The 19898-nt window shown below is 67.9% G+C and carries 22 protein-coding genes; 17 read left to right on the top strand and 5 right to left on the bottom strand.

The genetic code is table 11. From position 1 onward, the window contains the following. Positions 1-33: 33 nt before the first annotated feature. Genes A5750_RS05345 through A5750_RS05330 form a run of 4 tightly spaced genes read left to right on the top strand, consistent with a single transcriptional unit; the run spans position 34 to position 4095 of the window. Positions 34-1662, top strand: a complete 1629-nt coding sequence (locus tag A5750_RS05345; protein WP_067261504.1) for an acyl-CoA dehydrogenase family protein — start codon at positions 34-36, stop codon at positions 1660-1662. Between the two features lie 8 nt (positions 1663-1670). Continuing rightward, the gene (locus A5750_RS05340; RefSeq protein WP_066951958.1) at positions 1671-2609 is read left to right on the top strand and encodes a crotonase/enoyl-CoA hydratase family protein; all 939 of its coding nucleotides are present in this window, start codon (positions 1671-1673) and stop codon (positions 2607-2609) included. 2 nt (positions 2610-2611) lie between these two features. Continuing rightward, complete coding sequence (locus tag A5750_RS05335) at positions 2612-3331, top strand: PaaX family transcriptional regulator C-terminal domain-containing protein (protein WP_066951956.1); 720 nt, start codon at positions 2612-2614, stop codon at positions 3329-3331. Continuing rightward, positions 3328-4095: a crotonase/enoyl-CoA hydratase family protein gene (locus A5750_RS05330; RefSeq protein WP_066951954.1), complete on the top strand. Its 768-nt coding sequence runs from the start codon at positions 3328-3330 to the stop codon at positions 4093-4095. The genes A5750_RS05335 and A5750_RS05330 overlap by 4 nt, the downstream gene beginning before the upstream one ends. Positions 4096-4115: 20 nt before the next feature. Here the strand turns inward: A5750_RS05330 and A5750_RS05325 are convergent, their stop codons facing one another. The 3 genes from A5750_RS05325 to A5750_RS05315 form a co-directional block, all read right to left on the bottom strand. Beyond that, complete coding sequence (locus A5750_RS05325) at positions 4116-4868, bottom strand: DUF732 domain-containing protein (protein ID WP_067261502.1); 753 nt, start codon at positions 4866-4868, stop codon at positions 4116-4118. 201 nt (positions 4869-5069) lie between these two features. Then, the gene (locus tag A5750_RS05320; protein ID WP_067261500.1) at positions 5070-5558 is read right to left on the bottom strand and encodes a DUF3060 domain-containing protein; all 489 of its coding nucleotides are present in this window, start codon (positions 5556-5558) and stop codon (positions 5070-5072) included. A gap of 63 nt (positions 5559-5621) precedes the next feature. Then, the gene (locus tag A5750_RS05315; protein ID WP_066951948.1) at positions 5622-5990 is read right to left on the bottom strand and encodes a DUF3060 domain-containing protein; all 369 of its coding nucleotides are present in this window, start codon (positions 5988-5990) and stop codon (positions 5622-5624) included. A 138-nt stretch (positions 5991-6128) separates the two neighbouring features. Between A5750_RS05315 and A5750_RS05310 the strand changes: the two genes are divergently transcribed. The 9 genes from A5750_RS05310 to A5750_RS05270 all read left to right on the top strand — a co-directional run bounded on the left by A5750_RS05310 (position 6129) and on the right by A5750_RS05270 (position 15219). Beyond that, positions 6129-6773, top strand: coding sequence for a TetR/AcrR family transcriptional regulator (locus tag A5750_RS05310; RefSeq protein WP_066951946.1), 645 nt, complete (start codon positions 6129-6131; stop codon positions 6771-6773). Positions 6774-7005: 232 nt separating this feature from the next. After that, on the top strand, positions 7006-7380 hold the full coding sequence (gene rpsL, locus A5750_RS05305; RefSeq protein ID WP_007167812.1) for a 30S ribosomal protein S12: 375 nt from the start codon (positions 7006-7008) through the stop codon (positions 7378-7380). Beyond that, on the top strand, positions 7380-7850 hold the full coding sequence (gene rpsG / locus A5750_RS05300; RefSeq protein ID WP_007167813.1) for a 30S ribosomal protein S7: 471 nt from the start codon (positions 7380-7382) through the stop codon (positions 7848-7850). The genes rpsL and rpsG overlap by 1 nt, the downstream gene beginning before the upstream one ends. Before the next feature lie 70 nt (positions 7851-7920). Then, positions 7921-10026: an elongation factor G gene (gene fusA / locus A5750_RS05295; protein WP_082948158.1), complete on the top strand. Its 2106-nt coding sequence runs from the start codon at positions 7921-7923 to the stop codon at positions 10024-10026. Between the two features lie 109 nt (positions 10027-10135). Then, the gene (gene tuf / locus A5750_RS05290) at positions 10136-11326 is read left to right on the top strand and encodes an elongation factor Tu (protein ID WP_066951944.1); all 1191 of its coding nucleotides are present in this window, start codon (positions 10136-10138) and stop codon (positions 11324-11326) included. A gap of 133 nt (positions 11327-11459) precedes the next feature. Next, positions 11460-12212: a PE family protein gene (locus A5750_RS25200; RefSeq protein ID WP_082959048.1), complete on the top strand. Its 753-nt coding sequence runs from the start codon at positions 11460-11462 to the stop codon at positions 12210-12212. A gap of 89 nt (positions 12213-12301) precedes the next feature. After that, the gene (locus tag A5750_RS05280; RefSeq protein ID WP_066951942.1) at positions 12302-13141 is read left to right on the top strand and encodes an SHOCT domain-containing protein; all 840 of its coding nucleotides are present in this window, start codon (positions 12302-12304) and stop codon (positions 13139-13141) included. Between the two features lie 49 nt (positions 13142-13190). Continuing rightward, the gene (locus A5750_RS05275) at positions 13191-14018 is read left to right on the top strand and encodes a mycofactocin-coupled SDR family oxidoreductase (RefSeq protein ID WP_066951941.1); all 828 of its coding nucleotides are present in this window, start codon (positions 13191-13193) and stop codon (positions 14016-14018) included. Positions 14019-14043: 25 nt separating this feature from the next. After that, entirely contained in the window at positions 14044-15219 is a 1176-nt protein-coding gene (locus tag A5750_RS05270) for an NAD(P)/FAD-dependent oxidoreductase (protein WP_067261498.1), read from the top strand. Between the two features lie 45 nt (positions 15220-15264). On the opposite strand, the gene A5750_RS05265 is transcribed toward A5750_RS05270, so the two are convergent. Then, positions 15265-16308, bottom strand: coding sequence for a DUF2332 domain-containing protein (locus A5750_RS05265; RefSeq protein WP_066951939.1), 1044 nt, complete (start codon positions 16306-16308; stop codon positions 15265-15267). Then, the gene (mftR, locus tag A5750_RS05260; protein WP_197505362.1) at positions 16305-16901 is read right to left on the bottom strand and encodes a mycofactocin system transcriptional regulator; all 597 of its coding nucleotides are present in this window, start codon (positions 16899-16901) and stop codon (positions 16305-16307) included. The genes A5750_RS05265 and mftR overlap by 4 nt, the downstream gene beginning before the upstream one ends. 99 nt (positions 16902-17000) lie before the next feature. On the opposite strand from mftR, the gene mftA reads away from it, so the two are divergent. The 4 genes from mftA to mftD are packed head-to-tail and all read left to right on the top strand — an operon-like array spanning position 17001 to position 19754. Next, positions 17001-17090, top strand: a complete 90-nt coding sequence (mftA, locus tag A5750_RS25740) for a mycofactocin precursor MftA (RefSeq protein WP_040621348.1) — start codon at positions 17001-17003, stop codon at positions 17088-17090. 5 nt (positions 17091-17095) lie between these two features. Then, complete coding sequence (gene mftB / locus A5750_RS05250) at positions 17096-17368, top strand: mycofactocin biosynthesis chaperone MftB (protein WP_231588695.1); 273 nt, start codon at positions 17096-17098, stop codon at positions 17366-17368. Beyond that, positions 17365-18561, top strand: a complete 1197-nt coding sequence (gene mftC, locus A5750_RS05245; RefSeq protein WP_066951938.1) for a mycofactocin radical SAM maturase — start codon at positions 17365-17367, stop codon at positions 18559-18561. Before mftB ends, mftC begins: the two co-directional genes overlap by 4 nt. Before the next feature lie 2 nt (positions 18562-18563). Beyond that, a complete protein-coding gene (gene mftD / locus A5750_RS05240) occupies positions 18564-19754 on the top strand; it encodes a pre-mycofactocin synthase MftD (protein ID WP_067261495.1) in 1191 nt (396 codons plus the stop codon). Positions 19755-19898: the final 144 nt, after the last annotated feature.

The raw sequence follows: 19898 nt of genomic DNA, 5'->3' as shown, positions 1-19898 counted from the left end.
GTGCGGCTGTCGGAAAAATGTAACATGAGTGGCATGTCGGATACGCATGTCGTCACCAACCAGGTCCCTCCGCTGGAGAACTACAACCCCGCGACGTCCACGGTGCTCATCGAGGCTCTGATCCGCGAGGGCGGGGGATGGGGCTCAGAAGAGGTGAACGAGGTGGGCGCGATCGCGGGTGGCCGCGAAGCGCAGCGATGGGGCGAGCTCGCCGACCGCAACCGGCCCATCCTGCACACCCACGACAAGTACGGCCACCGGATCGACGAGGTCGAGTACGACCCGGCCTACCACGAGCTGATGCGCACGGCGATCGCCACCGGCATCCACGCCGCACCGTGGGCCGACGACCGCCCGGGCGCGCACGTGGTGCGCGCGGCGAAGATGTCGGTCTGGAACGTCGAGCCCGGCCACACCTGCCCGATCTCGATGACCTACGCCGTCGTTCCCGCGCTGCGCTACAACCCAGAGCTCGCGGCGGTCTACGAGCCCCTGCTGACCAGCCGCGAATACGACCCCGAACTCAAGCTGGCCACCACCAAGCGCGGCATCACCGCCGGCATGTCGATGACCGAGAAGCAGGGCGGATCCGACGTGCGCGCCGGCACCACGCAGGCGACCCCGAACGGCGACGGCAGCTACAGCCTGACCGGCCACAAGTGGTTCACCTCGGCGCCGATGTGCGACATCTTCCTCGTCCTCGCGCAGGCCCCGGGCGGGCTGTCGTGCTTCCTGCTGCCGCGGGTGCTGCCCGATGGCAGCCGCAACCGAATGTTCCTGCAGCGGCTCAAGGACAAGCTCGGCAACCACGCGAACGCATCCAGTGAGGTCGAATACGATGGCGCCACCGCGTGGTTGGTGGGCGAGGAGGGCCGCGGCGTCCCCACCATCATCGAGATGGTCAACCTGACCCGGCTGGACTGCACCCTGGGCAGCGCCACCAGCATGCGCACCGGATTGACCCGCGCGATCCACCACGCGCAGCACCGAAAGGCGTTCGGCGCCTACCTGATCGACCAGCCGCTGATGCGCAACGTCCTGGCCGACCTCGCCGTGGAGGCCGAGGCCGCGACCATCGTCGCGATGCGGATGGCCGGCGCCACCGACAAGGCGTTGCGCGGCGACGACCAGGAGGCGCTGCTGCGCCGCATCGGCCTGGCGGCCAGCAAGTACTGGGTGTGCAAGCGAGCCACCCCGCACGCCGCCGAAGCGCTGGAATGCCTGGGCGGCAACGGCTACGTCGAGGACTCGGGCATGCCGCGGCTGTACCGCGAGGCGCCGCTGATGGGAATCTGGGAGGGGTCGGGCAACGTCAGCGCGCTGGACACGTTGCGCGCCATGGCAACTCGGCCCGAATGCGTCGATGTGCTGTTCACCGAACTGGCCGAAAGCGCCGGCGCGGACCCGCGACTGGGCGGTCACGTCGAGCGCCTGCGGCAGGACCTGACCGACCTGGACAGTATCGCGCACCGGGCCCGCAAGGTGGCCGAGGACATCTGTCTGGCGCTGCAGGGCTCGCTGCTGGTGCGCCACGGCCACCCCGCCGTCGCCGAGGCCTTCCTGACGACCCGGCTCGACCGCCAGTGGGGTGGGGCGTACGGCACCATGCCCGCCGGCCTGGATCTGGCCCCGATCCTCGAGCGTGCCCTGGTCAAGGGCTGAGCTCCAATATGACTCACGCGATCAGGCCGGTCGACTTCGACAACCTGAAGACCATGACCTACGAGGTCACCGACCGGGTTGCCCGGATCACCTTCAACCGGCCGGAGAAGGGCAACGCGATCGTCGCGGACACCCCGCTGGAGCTCTCGGCGCTGGTCGAGCGCGCCGACCTCGACCCCAATGTGCACGTCATCCTGGTGTCCGGCCGCGGCGAGGGGTTCTGCGCGGGTTTCGACCTGAGCGCCTACGCCGACCGCACCGGATCGGCCGGCGGGACCGGGGCCTATGCGGGCACCGTGCTGAGCGGAAAAACCCAGGCGGTCAACCACTTACCCGACCAGCCCTGGGACCCGATGATCGACTACCAGATGATGAGCCGGTTCGTGCGTGGTTTCTCCAGCCTGATGCACGCCGACAAGCCGACGGTCGTCAAGATCCACGGTTACTGCGTGGCCGGGGGCACCGACATCGCGTTGCATGCCGACCAGGTGATCGCCGCCGCCGACGCCAAGATCGGCTATCCGCCCACGCGGGTGTGGGGCGTCCCGGCGGCCGGGCTGTGGGCGCACCGGCTCGGCGACCAGCGCGCCAAGCGCCTGCTGTTCACCGGTGATTGCATAACCGGCGCGCAAGCCGCCGAATGGGGCCTGGCGGTCGAGGCGCCGGACCCGGCGGACCTCGACGAGCGCACCGAACGGCTCGTCCAGCGGATCGCCGCGGTGCCCGTCAATCAGCTGATGATGGTCAAGCTCGCGCTGAATTCGGCTTTGCTGCAACAAGGTGTGGGCACCAGCAGGATGGTCAGCACCGTGTTCGACGGCGTTGCCCGGCATACGCCCGAGGGCCACGCCTTCGTGGCCGACGCCGTGGAGCACGGCTTCCGGGACGCGGTGCGGCATCGCGACGAACCTTTCGGTGACTACGGCCGCCGCGCGTCTCAGGTGTAGCCATGCCCACCATGACGGCCCGGTCGGTGGTGCTCAGCGTGCTGCTGGGGGCCCACCCGGCTTGCGCCAGCGCGAGTGAATTGGTCAGGCTCACTGCCGATTTCGGCATCAAAGAGACCACCCTGCGGGTGGCGCTGACCCGGATGGTAGGCGCGGGCGACCTGATCCGCTCCGCCGACGGCTACCGGCTCTCGGATCGCCTGCTGGCCCGCCAGCGGCGGCAGGACGACGCCATCAACCCGCGAGTCAGGCCGTGGCGCGGGGAGTGGATCACGCTGATCGTGACCAGCGTGGGCGGCGACGCACGCACCCGGGCGGCGCTTCGAACCGCCCTGCACGGTAAGCGCTTCGGCGAACTGCGCGAAGGCGTCTGGATGCGACCCGACAACCTCGAGCTCGACCTCGACCCCGAGATCGACGCTCGCGTGCGCGTCCTGCGGGCACGCGACGACGATCCCGCGCAGCTCGCCGCCCAGCTGTGGGACCTGCCGGCCTGGGCCCGGGCCGGCAGCCGCATGCTCGACGAGATGGCCACCGCACCAGACATTCCCGGCCGATTCGTGGTCGCGGCGGCGACGGTGCGACACCTGCTCACCGACCCGGTGTTACCCGACGAACTACTGCCGGACGACTGGCCCGGCGCCCGGCTGCGCGCGGCTTACCACGACTTCGCCACCGAGTTGCTCGAGCGGCGCGAACCACTATTTGCGGAGGCAAAATGAACGATCCGGTGCGTATCGAACGCAACGGCCCGGTGACGACGGTGATCCTGAACCGCCCGGCGGCGCGCAACGCGGTCAACGGCCCCACCGCCGCGGCCCTGTACGCGGCGTTCGACGAATTCGACCGCGACGACACGGCGTCGGTCGCCGTCTTGTGGGGAGACGGTGGAACATTTTGTGCCGGGGCTGATTTGAAGGCCTTCGGCACACCGGACGCGAACGCCGTGCACCGGACGGGCCCGGGCCCGATGGGTCCCACGCGGATGGTGTTGTCCAAACCCGTGATCGCCGCGGTCAGCGGCTACGCCGTCGCAGGGGGCCTGGAGTTGGCCGTCTGGTGCGACCTGCGGGTGGCCGAGGAGGACGCCGTGTTCGGGGTGTTCTGCCGCCGGTGGGGGGTACCGTTGATCGACGGCGGCACCGTGCGGCTGCCGCGGCTGATCGGGCACAGCCGCGCGATGGACATGATTCTCACCGGCCGCGGCGTCAAGGCCGACGAAGCCCTGGCGATGGGCTTGGCCAACCGCGTCGTGCCCAACGGCCAGGCGCGGCAGGCGGCGGAGGAACTGGCGGCGCAACTGGCCGCGCTACCGCAGCAGTGCCTGCGGTCCGACCGGCTTTCGGCGCTACACCAATGGGGGACAACGGAACCCGAGGCGATCGACTTCGAATTCGCCAGCATCTCCCGCGTCGCCGCCGAGGCGAACGAGGGGGCCGGACGGTTCGCCGCGGGCGCGGGCCGGCACGGGGCATCCGCCGGCTAGCCGGCGCATCGTTCGGTCCCTTACGGCGCGAGCCGCACCCTGCCGGGCGGTGTGGGCGGCGTGGGCGGCGACTCCGGACCAGCGCCGCTACCGCCGGGCGCGGGAGCAGCAGGCGCCTGCGGTTGCGGTCCCGGTTGCGGGTCCTGCGCCGGGGGTGGCGGTTGTTGCCGTGGAGACGGCGTCGCGACCGGCGCGGGTGGCGTCAGGATCTGGGCCGTCGGCGGCGGCGGTGGGGGAAGTTGCGGTGGGTCGGGCTGGCCGGTTTCCCCCAAGGGGACCATGCGCATTGCCGATTGCGGGTCTCGAAGGTCGCTCCACCAGCTGGCTGCGATGTACGAGGGGCTCCGCGGCATCGATTCGTTCGAGCCGGGCACCGGATTCGCCATGGCCTGAAGGGAAGCAATCTTCGGTTGGTTGTTCGGACAGTAGGCCTCGACTGAGGCGGAGATGAAGCGGGCAATGGTGCGCGCGACGCGGTCGGGAGGGTATTGGCCGCCGGCCCCGTTGGCATTGAACGCCCGTTCCCGCATGTCGGCAACGACGCCGTCCGCCGGCATTCCGCCATCGAGTTGGCGACAAATTCTGTGGGCGGTGGCGATGAGGCTCGGCACGTTCTCGAGGGCGGGGATCTGCTTCTGGTCGAGCAGCGCCAAAAACTGGTCGTCGGGGTTGGGATCGGCCGCCGCCGCGCCGTGGGGCAGCATCACGACGCCGGTCAGTACCACGACGGCCGCAACCAGTGCGCGGGCGTGATTGCTGGTACTGGTGAACATGGCTGGCTTCCGTTCTGCTGGCAGAATCATATGCCCCGGATCTGCCCGTGGCACCTCGGCGGCGCGGTGTGTGGGTCAAACACCGCGCGGCCCCAGCAGTAGCGGCGGCATGCGCCCCGACCGCAACGCATCGGGGTATGAAAGCCGTTGTGGCGCAACGGTAAAACCCGCGTTCGCAGGCTACCTGCGCACGATTGCCGGCTAGCCGCCCTTGGTGATGGTGTTGCCCGAACCCAGGTTGTCGACCTTGGGCTCACCGTCTTTATAGGTGATGGTGTTGTTCAACCCGACCACGCTGATGCGGGTGTCGACCTTGTCCAGAGTGATCTTGTTGTCCGTGCCGCCGACGGTCACCGTCACGCAGCTGCCGGTGACGGTCAGGGTGTTGTTGGAACCGCCCACATTCAGCGACTTGCCGCTGGCGCAGTCAAGCGTCGCGGTGGTGCCCATCGACCCGTAGTTGAGCGTGTTGCCGATCTCCACCGACGCGGTGGTGCTCGCGCCGCTCGACCCCGTGGTGGGGGCCGCCCCGGCGCTCGTCGTCGTCGTCGTGCTGCTCTTCGTTGTGGTCGTGGAACCGGCGGGCGGGTTGGCGGTCGAACTGCAGCCGGCCAGCAACACGGACGCGACGGCCGGCACCACGGCGAGCGCGGTCAACCCCGAGGGGCGGGCAAAGATGTGGGCGGACATTGTTTCTCGATTCCCCTCGATTTGGATGGCAGCTACGGTTTGAGTGGCGATGTGGTGTGTGGTTCAGCCGGGCACCTGCTGGAGCCGATTGGTCATGCCCAGCTCGCGGCCGCGGTCCCAGATGAACGGCGTGCCGTTGTGGTAGAACACCGTCTGGTCGTAGCCGTAGACAGTGATGTCGTGCGAGACCGAGTCGGCGACGACGGTGTTGGACGAGCCCATCACCGTGACCGCGTAGCAGTTGCCCAGCGCGGTGACGTTGTTGAAGGAGCCGTTGACGAACAGCGTGGCGTCGTTGCAGTCCAGCGTCTGCTGGATGCCCTGCCCGACGACGTGGGTGTCGCCGTTCTTCGCGTGAGCCGGGGGAGCGGGTGCTGCGACGACGGTGACGACGCAGGTTGCCAGCGACCCGGCGGCGGTTGTCCAGTTCACTGCGGGCCCCCTTTTGTGACGGGTGGATCTGCTCGATGAGATTACGTCCATCCGGCCATGGCTGAAACGGTTTCGCGGTTGGCGTCAACTAGAGTCATTAGTTAAGCACCACGATCATCGCAAGCGAAGGGCCCCGCCATGGCAGCTCAGCCGGAAACGCCGTCGGCGGGCGGGCGCCCGCGCGCGGGGAGAACCGGCTCGCGCCCGGCAAAGCTGAGCCGCGAAGGCATCATCGACGGCGCGCTCACCTTCCTGGACCGGGAGGGCTGGGACGCCCTCACCATCAACGCGCTGGCGATGCAGCTGGGCACCAAGGGACCGTCGCTCTACAACCACGTCGACAGCCTGGAGGATCTGCGCCGCGCGGTGCGGATCCGCGTCATCGACGACATCATCACGATGCTGAACAGGGTCGGCGAGGGCCGCGCCCGTGACGACGCGGTGCTGGTCATGGCGGGCGCCTACCGCAGCTACGCCCATCACCACCCCGGCCGGTACTCGGCGTTCACCCGGATGCCGCTGGGTGGTGACGATCCGGAGTACACGGCGGCCACCCGAGGCGCTGCCGCGCCGGTGATCTCGGTGCTGTCCTCCTACGGTCTCGACGGCGACGAGGCGTTCCACGCGGCCCTGGAGTTCTGGTCCGCGCTGCACGGCTTCGTGCTTCTGGAAATGACCGGTGTCATGGACGACATCGACACCGACGCGCTGTTCTCGGACATGGTGCTGCGGCTGGCGGCGGGTCTGGAACGGCGCGTCGCGCACGGTCAACCGCCGCTTTGACCTGCAAGACCGGCGGCGGGTATTGTGGAGGCTCGTGCCTGGCGGCTTACGGCGCCTAACCGTAAGGAAGTGAATGCCGGGCGAATTCGCATGTCCACGATGCATCGGATCTTCTCTGGTGCGCGGCGCGTGCGACACACCCGGCCGCGGGGTAGTGCGGCCGGACAAAACTGCAGTACGAAGACTTGAGAACAGCCGAAAAACGCACAACACGAACACAGAAAGCCGGTAGATGCCAACGATTCAGCAGCTGGTCCGCAAGGGTCGCCGCGACAAGATCGCCAAGGTCAAGACCGCGGCCCTGAAGGGCAGCCCGCAGCGCCGTGGCGTATGCACTCGCGTGTACACCACCACCCCGAAGAAGCCGAACTCGGCGCTTCGGAAGGTTGCGCGCGTGAAGCTGACGAGCCAGGTCGAGGTCACCGCCTACATCCCGGGCGAGGGCCACAACCTGCAGGAGCACTCGATGGTGCTGGTGCGTGGTGGCCGAGTCAAGGACCTGCCCGGTGTGCGGTACAAGATCATCCGCGGTTCCCTCGACACCCAGGGGGTCAAGAACCGCAAGCAGGCCCGCAGCCGTTACGGCGCGAAGAAGGAGAAGAGCTGATGCCGCGCAAGGGGCCCGCGCCGAAGCGTCCGTTGGTCAACGATCCGGTCTACGGGTCGCAACTGGTCACCCAGCTGGTGAACAAAGTTCTCCTGCAGGGGAAGAAATCGCTGGCCGAGCGCATTGTTTATGGTGCGCTCGAGAACGCCCGGGACAAGACGGGCACCGATCCTGTGATCACGCTCAAGCGCGCTCTCGACAACGTCAAGCCCGCGCTGGAGGTGCGCAGCCGCCGCGTCGGCGGTGCGACCTACCAGGTGCCGGTCGAGGTCCGTCCGGACCGGTCCACCACGCTCGCGCTGCGCTGGCTTGTCAGCTTCTCGCGGCAACGCCGGGAGAAGACGATGGTCGAGCGGCTGGCGAACGAGATCCTGGACGCCAGCAACGGCCTGGGGGCCTCCGTCAAGCGGCGTGAGGACACCCACAAGATGGCCGAGGCCAACCGCGCGTTCGCGCATTATCGCTGGTGACAGCTTCCGGCGATGATGCCGGAGGCTAAATAGACAGCAACCAAGCAATCGAAAGAGTGGGAAGACTTCTGTGGCACAGAAGGACGTGCTGACCGACCTCACCAAGGTCCGCAACATCGGCATCATGGCGCATATCGACGCCGGCAAGACGACGACGACGGAGCGCATCCTCTACTACACCGGTATCAGCTACAAGATCGGTGAGGTCCACGACGGCGCCGCCACCATGGACTGGATGGAGCAGGAACAGGAGCGGGGAATCACCATCACCTCCGCGGCCACCACCTGCTTCTGGAACGACAACCAGATCAACATCATCGACACCCCCGGCCACGTCGACTTCACCGTCGAGGTGGAGCGCAGCCTGCGCGTGCTCGACGGCGCGGTCGCCGTCTTTGACGGCAAGGAGGGCGTCGAGCCGCAGTCCGAGCAGGTGTGGCGCCAGGCCGACAAGTACGACGTCCCGCGGATCTGCTTCGTCAACAAGATGGACAAGATCGGCGCCGACTTCTACTTCTCGGTCCGCACCATGGAGGAGCGCCTGGGCGCGAACGTCATCCCGATCCAGTTGCCTGTCGGCTCCGAGGGTGATTTCGAGGGCGTCGTCGACCTGGTCGAGATGAAGGCCAAGGTGTGGAGCGCCGAGGCCAAGCTCGGCGAGAAGTACGACGTGGTCGACATTCCCGCCGACCTGCAGGAGAAGGCCGACGAGTACCGCACCAAGCTGCTCGAGGCGGTCGCCGAGACCGACGAGGCGCTGCTGGAGAAGTATTTCGGCGGCGAGGAGCTCACCGTCGAGGAGATCAAGGGCGCGATCCGCAAGCTGACCATCAGCTCGGAGGCCTACCCGGTGCTGTGCGGCAGCGCGTTCAAGAACAAGGGCGTGCAGCCGATGCTGGACGCGGTCATCGACTACCTGCCCTCGCCGCTGGACGTGCCCCCGGCCGTCGGCCACGCGCCCGGCAAGGAGGACGTCGAGGTCATCCGCAAGCCGTCGACCGACGAGCCGTTCTCGGCGCTGGCCTTCAAGGTCGCGACGCACCCGTTCTTCGGCAAGCTGACCTACGTCCGGGTGTACTCGGGCAAGGTCGATTCCGGCAGCCAGGTCATCAACTCCACCAAGGGCAAGAAGGAGCGGCTGGGCAAGCTGTTCCAGATGCACTCCAACAAGGAGAACCCGGTGGAGACCGCATCGGCGGGTCACATCTACGCGGTGATCGGCCTGAAGGACACCACCACCGGCGACACCCTGAGCGACCCGAACGACCAAGTCGTGCTCGAGTCCATGACGTTCCCGGACCCGGTCATCGAGGTGGCCATCGAGCCCAAGACCAAGAGCGACCAGGAGAAGCTGAGCCTGTCGATCCAGAAGCTCGCCGAGGAGGACCCGACGTTCAAGGTCCACCAGGACGCCGAGACCGGCCAGACCGTGATCGGTGGCATGGGCGAACTCCACCTGGACATCCTGGTGGACCGCATGCGCCGCGAGTTCAAGGTCGAGGCCAACGTCGGCAAGCCGCAGGTCGCCTACAAGGAGACCATCAAGCGGCTGGTGGAGAAGGTCGAGTTCACCCATAAGAAGCAGACCGGCGGCTCGGGACAGTTCGCGAAGGTGCTGATCAACCTCGAGCCGTTCCATGGCGAGGACGGTGCGACCTACGAGTTCGAGAACAAGGTCACCGGTGGCCGCATCCCGCGCGAGTACATCCCGTCGGTGGACGCCGGCGCCCAGGACGCGATGCAGTACGGCGTGCTGGCCGGCTACCCGCTGGTGAACTTGAAGGTCACCCTGCTCGACGGCGCCTTCCACGAGGTGGACTCGTCGGAGATGGCGTTCAAGATCGCCGGTTCGCAGGTGCTGAAGAAGGCTGCGCAGCAGGCCCAGCCGGTGATCCTGGAACCGATCATGGCCGTCGAGGTCACCACGCCCGAGGACTACATGGGCGACGTGATCGGCGACTTGAACTCCCGCCGTGGCCAGATCCAGGCCATGGAGGAGCGGAGCGGTGCACGCGTCGTCAAGGCGCACGTGCCGCTGTCGGAGATGTTCGGCTACGTCGGCGACCTGAGGTCCAAGACCCAAGGCCGGGCGAACTACTCCATGGTGTTCGACTCGTACGCCGAAGTACCGGCGAACGTGTCGAAGGAGATCATCGCGAAGGCGACGGGTCAGTAAATATCGCCTCGGAGTAATCTTGCCGGGTCATTGCAAAGCCTTGGGCGCGGCACAACTGAAAACACCAACACTGCTTTAACGAGCACCAACAGTCCAGGAGGACAACGAAGTGGCGAAGGCGAAGTTCGAGCGGACGAAGCCGCACGTCAACATTGGGACCATCGGTCACGTTGACCACGGCAAGACGACGCTGACCGCGGCTATCACCAAGGTTCTGCACGACAAGTACCCGGACCTGAACGAGTCCCGCGCGTTCGACCAGATCGACAACGCTCCCGAGGAGCGTCAGCGCGGTATCACGATCAACATCTCCCACGTGGAGTACCAGACCGACAAGCGGCACTATGCCCACGTCGACGCCCCGGGTCACGCCGACTACATCAAGAACATGATCACCGGTGCGGCCCAGATGGACGGCGCGATCCTGGTGGTTGCCGCCACCGACGGCCCGATGCCGCAGACCCGTGAGCACGTGCTGCTCGCGCGTCAGGTCGGGGTGCCCTACATCCTGGTCGCCCTGAACAAGGCCGACATGGTCGACGACGAGGAGCTGCTCGAGCTCGTCGAGATGGAGGTCCGCGAACTGCTGGCCGCCCAGGAGTTCGACGAGGACGCCCCGGTGGTTCGGGTCTCGGCGCTGAAGGCGCTCGAGGGCGACGCCAAGTGGGTGGAGTCGGTCGAGCAGCTGATGGAGGCCGTCGACGAGTCGATCCCGGACCCCGTCCGCGAGACCGAGAAGCCGTTCCTGATGCCCGTGGAGGACGTCTTCACGATCACCGGTCGTGGCACCGTGGTCACCGGTCGTGTCGAGCGCGGTGTGATCAACGTGAACGAGGAAGTCGAGATCGTCGGTATCAAGCCGACCAGCACCAAGACCACCGTCACCGGTGTGGAGATGTTCCGCAAGCTGCTCGACCAGGGACAGGCCGGCGACAACGTCGGACTGTTGCTGCGTGGCATCAAGCGCGAGGACGTCGAGCGCGGTCAGGTCGTCGTGAAGCCCGGCACCACCACGCCGCACACCGAGTTCGAGGGCAGCGTCTACATCCTGTCCAAGGACGAGGGCGGCCGGCACACGCCGTTCTTCAACAACTACCGCCCGCAGTTCTACTTCCGCACCACCGACGTGACCGGTGTGGTGACGCTGCCGGAGGGCACCGAAATGGTGATGCCCGGTGACAACACCAACATCTCGGTCAAGCTGATCCAGCCCGTCGCCATGGACGACGGTCTGCGGTTCGCGATCCGCGAGGGTGGCCGCACCGTCGGCGCCGGCCGGGTCGTCAAGATCATCAAGTAGATCCAGTTCGCCGTAGGGCCCGGATTGCCGATTTCGGCGGTCCGGGCTTTACGCGTTTTACCGGGCCGGATCTTGACGATTCCGCTACGATTCCGGGACAAGGGTGTCGGGGGAAGATGGCCGGGAGGTTCGGATGTCCTTCGTATTCGCGACGCCCGAGTACGTCGCCGCCGCGGCGTCGGATTTAGCCAGGATCGGCTGGACGATCACGTCGGCGAACTCGATGGCGCTGGGGCCGACCTCGAGCGTGCTGGCCCCGGGTGCCGACGAGGTGTCGGCTGGCATCGCGGCGCTGTTCGACGCGCATTCTCAGGTCTACCAGGCGCTCAGCGCTCAAGCCGCGGCGTTCCACAACCAGTTCGTGCAGCTGATGAACGGCGGCGCTGCGCAGTATCTCGCCACCGAGGCCGCCAACACAACGCCCCTGCAGTCCGCGGCGGCCCCCGCGTCGATGGCGGCACAGCTGCCTGCGGCGACGGCCGCGGGCGGTTCGGCGCCGGGTGTACCGGCGGGTCCCCTGATGTCGGCGGTCGCGCCGGCCTCGGCGATCGCCGGGGCGCAGGCACCCGCCAGCCCGACCGTAGCCGCGGCCACCACGGGGCCGGCCGCAGTGGCCCCGGCCACCACTTCGGCGACGCCGGTGCGGATGGTGGCCCCCGCCTATACCCCGGCCACCACGCAGCCCGCGGCGCCGGCCCCGGCGCCGGTCAATCCGCTCGCGTCGACGCCGGCGCAGGTGCAGACACCGCCGGCCGCCGCGGCCCCGGCGATGCCGGTATCGACCGGCACGCCGGTGAAGATGGTGTCGGCCCATTCGCCCACCGCGACGACGTCGGCGGAGTCTTCGACGCGCCCCGCCCCGGCACTGATTCCCAAGGTGGACTGAGGCCGGACCGGTTTGCGTTTATGGCGCGCGCGGTGACACCGCGAGGGCTAACCTGACACGAAAATCCCAGCAAGGGTAAGGAGACACTCGTGTTGGCGCGCTATCTGAAAGCACAGTTGGTGGTTTTGCTGTGCGGCGGCCTGGTCGGGCCGATTTTCCTGATCGTCTACTTCACCCTCGGCCTGGGCAGCCTGCTGCAGTGGATGTTCTACGTCGGCCTGCTCATCACGGTGGCCGACGTGCTGATCGCGCTGGCGCTGGCCAACTACGGCGCGAAGTCCTCGGCCAAGACGGCGGAGCTCGAACAGCACGGGGTGCTGGCGCTCGCTCAAATCACCGGCGTCACCGAGACGGGGACGTGGATCAACAATCAGCAGGTGGTGAAGGTGAACCTGCACATCTCCGGGCCGGGTTTTCTGCCGTTCGACAGCGAAGACCGGGTGATCGCGAGCGTGACCCGGCTCGGCAACCTGAGCGCCCGCAAGGTGGTGGTGCTGGTCAACCCCACCACCAACGAGTACCGAATCGACTGGGAGCGAAGCGCGTTGGTCAACGGTCTGGTGCCGGCGCAGTTCACCGTGGCCGAGGACAACAGGACCTACGACCTGAGCGGGCAGGCCGGCCCGTTGATGGAGATCCTGCAGATCCTCAAGGCCAACAACGTTCCGCTCAACCGGATGGTCGACATCCGGTCGAACCCGGCGCTGCGCCAGCAGGTCCAGGCGGTGGTGCGCCGCGCGGCCGAACAACAGGCGCCGGCCACGCAGGCCGCCCAGCCGGCCGCTGCCGCCGGCCCGGCCCCGGTGGTGACGCCCCCGCAGCCATCGATCGCTCAGCGGCTTCAGGAGCTCGAGACGTTGCGCGCCAGCGGCGCGCTGACCGACCAGGAGTACAACAGCCGGCGGGCCCAGATCATCTCCGAAATCTGATCGGCGGGCGAGTTAGAACAGGTTTCAGTTTCGCTGCTAGCCTGGCTGCGTGGCGGGACAAACTGGATCACTGCAGGGGCGGGTGGCTTTCATTACCGGCGCCGCCCGCGCCCAGGGCCGTTCGCACGCGGTGCGGCTGGCCCGGGAGGGCGCCGACATCATCGCGCTCGACATCTGCGCCTCGGCGTCGACGAGCCTGACCTACGCGCCGGCCACGCCGGAGGACCTCAGCGAGACCGTCCGCCTGGTGGAAGCCGAGGGCCGCAAGGTGCTGGCCCGTGAAGCGGACATCCGGGACGACGCCGCGCTGCGCCAACTGGTGGCCGACGGCGTCGAACAATTCGGACGGCTCGACATCGTGGTGGCCAACGCGGGAGTCCTGAGCTGGGGCCGGCTTTGGGAGCTGACCGATGAGCAGTGGGACACGGTGATCGGGGTCAACCTGACCGGCACCTGGCGCACACTGCGCGCCACCGTGCCCGCAATGATCGAGGCCGGCAACGGGGGGTCGATCGTGGTGGTCAGCTCGTCGGCGGGGCTGAAAGCCACTCCTGGCAACGGGCATTACTCGGCCAGCAAGCACGGACTCACCGCGCTGACCAACACCCTCGCCATCGAGCTCGGCGAATACAACATCCGGGTCAACTCCATCCACCCCTACTCGGTCGATACCCCGATGATCGAGCCGGAGGCGATGATGGAGATTTTTGCCCGCCATCCCAGCTTCGTGCACAGCTTTCCCCCGATGCCCTTGCAGCCCAACGGCTTCATGACGCCCGACGAGGTGGCCGATGTCGTGGCATGGCTAGCTGGCGACGGGTCGGGCACGGTGACCGGCACCCAGATCCCCGTGGACAAGGGCGCCTTGAAGTATTGACCGGCGATCGTGGTATGAACTCCACGTGACCGCTAGCAAAGGAATCGTGATCGTCGGTGGGGGTCTGGCCGCCGCCCGGACCGCCGAGCAGCTGCGGCGATCCGAGTACGCCGGCCGCGTCACGATCATCAGCGACGAGGCGCACGTGCCCTACGATCGCCCGCCGCTGTCAAAAGAGGTGCTGCGCAAAGAGGTCGACGACGTGGCCCTCAAACCGCGCGAGTGGTACGACGAGAACGACATCACCCTGCGGCTGGGTGTGGCGGCCACCGGCCTGGACACCGTGGCCCAGACGGTGACGCTGGCCGACGGGTCCGTGATCGGCTACGACGAACTCGTCATCGCGACCGGCTTGGTGCCGCGGCGCATTCCGACGCTGCCCGATCTGGCGGGCATCCGGGTGCTGCGCACGTTCGACGAGAGCATGGCGCTGCGTGAGCACGCCTCCGCGTGCCAGCGTGCTGTCGTCGTCGGCGCCGGCTTCATCGGCTGTGAGGTGGCGGCCAGCCTACGGAGCCTCGGGGTGGACGTCGTGTTGGTTGAGCCGCAGCCGACGCCCCTGGCGTCGGTGCTCGGCGAGCGAATCGGCGAGCTGGTCGCGCGCCTGCACCGCGCGGAGGGGGTCGACGTGCGCCTCGGTGTCGGGGTGGCCGAAGTGCGCGGCGACGAGCGGGTGGACACCGTGGTGCTGAGCGACGGCACCGAGCTCGCCGCGGACCTGGTGGTCGTCGGCATCGGATCCCGCCCCGCCACGGGGTGGCTCGAGGGCAGCGGCGTCGAGGTCGACAACGGCGTGCTCTGCGACGAGGCCGGACGAACCAGCGCGCCGAACGTGTGGGCGCTCGGTGACGTCGCGTCCTGGCGCGACGCGACCGGACATCAAGCGCGCGTAGAACATTGGAGCAACGTCGCCGACCAGACCCGCGTGGTGGTGCCCGCGATGCTGGGGCAGGACGTCTCGTCGGCCGTGGTCGTCCCCTACTTCTGGAGCGACCAGTACGACGTCAAGATCCAGTGCCTCGGAGAGCCCGAAGCCACCGACACCGTCCACCTCGTCGAAGACGACGGCCGCAAGTTCCTGGCCTATTACGAGCGCGACGGGGTGCTGGTCGGGGTGGTGGGCGGCGGGATGCCGGGCAAAGTCATGAAGGTGCGCGCCAAGATCTCCGCCGGCGCGCCCATCGCGGACGTGCTGGGCTGACTCTGGCGGAAGCCGCTGCGCCCCAGCAGTTTTCGTGTCCACCGCTCACAGCCAGCGCACCGGCGGTCCATGCGGATGGCATTCGCCGAGAATCTCCAGGTCGCCGCCCGGCCAGCGGCGCGCCCGCACCAGGAACCGGATTGGTGAGTCGGGCCGGTCACGCGCCGGCTCCAGGGTGAGGTGGACGAACGGCGATCGCTCATCCGCCTGCTCGCCCAGCGCGTGAACGCGGGCGCGGACCGTGTCCCGCTCCCCGTCGGACAGGTATTGCCAGGTGATTGAATGCCACAGCACCGTCAGCGCGCCCGCGGCCAGGGTGAGGCCGGCGACCGCGTCGGCCGCCGTCTGGCGCTCCAGCCCGGCCGGCACACGCCGGGCGACCTCGATGGCGCCGCGCAACCGCTCTAGTCGGGCGCTCTGGTCGGGCCACACGTAGCTCAACACGGTGAGCTCCCCGGCGGCCCCGGTGACGTCGATGGGTGCGATGTCATAGCCGTGCCGCTCGATGATCCGTACCCGGCCGTGCGGCAGCGCGCCGCGCCACGCATCCTCGATGGTCACCGGCGAATCATCCGGCCCCCACTGGCCGCCGGCGAATCGGTAACCGTAATGGTCTCCGCGCAGGTTCAGCCCCGCGCTCGATCCGATCTCGAAAAGCCTTATCGGCAGGTCGAATTCACGGTTGACGCGCAACAGGCCACCGATGAGCGCGGCGGACCGCCCGACCTCGTTGGTCTGGGGCGGTTGCCGCAACGCCGCCCGCAGCGCCTCGGAGTGGCCGGCCGCGACGTCCTTGATCTCCGGCCACGCCGACTCGGCGTCCCAGCTGCCCCCGGTGCTGGGATACCACCGGCGCAATTGCGCTGCCCGGCCGTCGAGCACCAATCGGTGCAGCCCGCCGAGCAGACGCAGCGGCACCGCAAGGCGCGACGGGTCGTCCTCGTGCCCGGACAAGATGGCGGCGAAGACGCCGCCGGCCGCGACGTCGATGGCCACCAGCTCGAAAAGCTCCCCATACATCGGTGAGCCCGAGCCGGCGCAAAACCGTCCCTGCGCGCGCAGGGTGTGCAGCAGGTGGTCACCGGTCACCGATCCAGCCTGTCAAGTCCGGCGCCGACGACGTCAAACGCGTTGCCCAGCGCGGTCGGCAGCGGGACGGACTCGTCACCCAACCAATGCTCGTAGGCCGACAGCGCCACCGCGAGCATGGTCCAGGCGGCGGTCTGGGGCAGCAGGTCGGTCGTCTTGATGTCCGACCGGCGGGCCACGAAGCCGGCGATCACCTCGCGCCAGCCCGCGTACATCGTCATCGAATAGGCCTGCAGTTCGGCCGTCTGCAGGATCACCCGCATCCGCTGGCGGTGCCGCGCGGTCTCGGACTCGTCAAAGGTGTTGAACGCCAACAGCGCATCGCGCAGAGCCTGGCCCAGTGGCACCCGCGGATCGACGTTGTCGAGCAGGTCGCGCAGGTGCGCGAGGTGGGTGTCGAAGTCGCCCCAGGGGATGGCGTTCTTGGACGCGTAGTAGCGGAACAGCGTCCGCCGCGAGATGCCGGCGGCCTGCGCGACGTCGTCGACGCTGACGTCGGCGAAACCGCGGGCGCTGAACAGTTCGATGGCCACGTCGGTGATGTGGTGCGGAGTCGTCGAGCGGCGACGGCCCACCCGTGGCTGCGGCACCATGACACCCCGCCCTTCCATTTCGGCACTCGATGCCATATTCTGACGAAGCTTGTGACTCGATCCCCATCGTTGTCAAGAACCGACGAAAGGCAATGACCCGTGGACCACGAAACCGAGACCGAGACCCAGCTCGTCGCCGAGACCCTGGTCGAAGAGGTGTCCATCGACGGCATGTGCGGGGTGTACTGACCCGCGTGTTCGACCCCGACCGCGGCTGGCGGTTGCACCCCCAGGTGGCGGTTCGACCCGAACCGTTCGGGGCGCTGCTCTATCACTTCGGCACCCGCAAGCTGTCTTTTCTCAAGAACCGCACCATCCTGACGGTGGTGCGGTCGCTGGCCGACCATCCCGATGTGCATTCCGCCTGCCGCGCGGCGGGTGTGGACGACTCGGGTGAGGCGCCGTACCTACACGCGCTGGGCGTGTTGGCCGATTCGAAGATGTTGGTACCTCAGGAGGTTCCATGACCGCCGGACTGGCCAGAGTGCCGCGGCTCATCGAGCAGTTCGAGAGCGGGCTGGATGCGCCAATCTGCCTGACGTGGGAGCTGACGTACGCCTGCAACCTGGCGTGCGTGCACTGCCTGTCGTCCTCGGGTAAACGTGATCCGCGGGAGCTGTCCACCCGGCAGTGCATGGACATCATCGACGAGCTCGAACGCATGCAGGTGTTCTACGTCAACATCGGCGGCGGTGAGCCGACCGTGCGCCCGGACTTCTGGGAGCTGGTCGATTACGCCACCGCGCACCACGTCGGGGTGAAGTTCTCCACCAACGGGGTCCGCATCACCGAAGAGGTCGCCGCCCGGCTGGCCGCCAGCGACTACGTCGATGTCCAGATCTCGCTCGACGGGGCCACCGCGGAGGTCAACGACGCGGTCCGGGGCCCGGGGTCCTTCGCCATGGCCGTGCGCGCGCTGGAGAACCTGGCCAGTGCAGGCTTCGCCGACGCGAAGATCTCCGTCGTGGTCACCCGGCACAACGTCGACCAACTCGACGAATTCGCCGCGCTGGCAAGCCGTTACGGTGCCACCCTGCGGATCACCCGGCTGCGTCCCTCGGGCCGCGGCGCCGACGTCTGGGAGGACCTGCACCCCACCGCCGAGCAGCAGGTGCAGCTCTACGACTGGCTGGTCGCCAAGGGGGAGCGGGTCCTCACCGGCGACTCCTTCTTCCACCTGTCGCCGCTGGGGTCCTCCGGCGCGCTGGCCGGGCTGAACATGTGCGGTGCCGGCCGGGTGGTGTGCCTGATCGACCCGGTGGGCGACGTGTACGCCTGCCCGTTCGCCATCCACGACCGCTTCCTGGCCGGAAATGTGCTGTCGGACGGTGGATTCGACCAGGTCTGGAAGAACGCACCGCTGTTCCGTGAGCTCCGCGAACCGCAGTCCGCGGGCGCGTGTGGCAGCTGCGGCCACTACGACGCCTGCCGGGGCGGCTGCATGGCGGCCAAGTTCTTCACCGGCCTGCCGATGGACGGGCCGGATCCCGAGTGCGTCCAGGGCCACAGCGCGTCGGCGCTGGCCCGCCGGCGCGAGACGCCGCGCCCCCGGGCCGACCATTCCCACGGGCGGCGCGTTCGCCAGCCGGTGCCCTTGACGCTGTCCGTGCGGCCACCGGACGTGCCACCCGCGCGGCTGTGCAACGAAAGCCCGGTGTGACCATGGCCGGCCAGTGGTTTGAAACCGTTGCCATCGCGCAGCAGCGCGCGAAGCGGCGACTGCCGAAATCCGTCTACTCGGCGCTGCTTGCGGGAAGCGAAAAGGGAGTCACTGTCTCCGATAACGTCGCGGCGTTCGGTGAACTGGGATTCGCCCCGCACGTCGTGGGCGCGCAGGAAAAGCGCGACCTATCGACTACCGTGATGGGACAAGATATTTCGATGCCGGTGCTGATTTCGCCAACCGGTGTCCAGGCGGTCGACCCGGACGGTGAGGTCGCGGTCGCGCGGGCAGCGGCGGCGCGGGGAACGGCGATGGGCCTGTCCTCTTTCGCCAGCAAACCGATCGAGGAGGTCGTCGCCGCCAATCCCAAAATCTTCTTCCAGGTGTACTGGCTGGGCGGGCGCGACGCGATCGCCGAGCGGGTGGAACGGGCGCGCCAGGCCGGTGCGGTCGGTTTGATCGTCACCACCGACTGGTCGTTCTCCCACGGGCGCGACTGGGGTAGTCCCCAGATTCCCGAAGCGATGAACCTGCGGACCGTCCTGCGGCAGTCTCCGGAAGCGGTGTTCAAGCCACGCTGGCTGTGGAAATACGGCAAGACACTGCGCCCGCCGGATTTGCGGGTGCCCAACCAGGGTCGCCCCGGTGAACCCGGCCCGCCCTTCTTCGCGGCCTACGGCGAGTGGATGGGTACGCCGCCCCCGACGTGGGAGGACATCGCGTGGCTACGCGAGCTGTGGGGCGGTCCCTTCATGCTCAAGGGCGTGATGCGTGTTGACGACGCGAAAAGGGCTGTGGATGCCGGGGTTTCGGCGATTTCGGTGTCGAACCACGGTGGTAACAACCTCGACGGCACGCCGGCCTCCATCCGCGCGCTGCCCGCCGTGGCCGCCGCGGTGGGCGATGAGGTCGAGGTGCTGCTCGATGGTGGCATCCGCCGCGGCAGCGACGTCGTCAAGGCCGTGGCGCTCGGGGCGCGCGCGGTGATGATCGGCCGCGCCTACCTGTGGGGCCTCGCCGCGGCCGGCCAGGCGGGCGTGGAGAACGTGCTCGACATCCTGCGCGGGGGCATCGACTCGGCGCTGATGGGTCTGGGCCACGCCAGCGTCCACGACCTCGGCCCGGAGGACATCTTGGTGCCCGCCGGCTTCACCCGGGCGCTCGGGGTCCCGTCCGGCGGGGACGCCTGATCGGCTAATTACCGAATCCCGGGCAGATTTATCCGGAATGCTCGGCGGCCCCGAAACGGTGGTACACGCGTGGTACCCGTGACGAACGAGCACAAATTTAGAACCCCTGATGAACCAGTCAGAAAAAAAATGTTTTCTCCGAAC

The sequence above is a fragment of the Mycobacterium sp. 852002-51613_SCH5001154 genome, assembly GCF_001667425.1.
Taxonomy (GTDB): Bacteria; Actinomycetota; Actinomycetes; order Mycobacteriales; family Mycobacteriaceae; genus Mycobacterium.
This window is presented reverse-complemented; position numbering and strand designations above follow the sequence as displayed.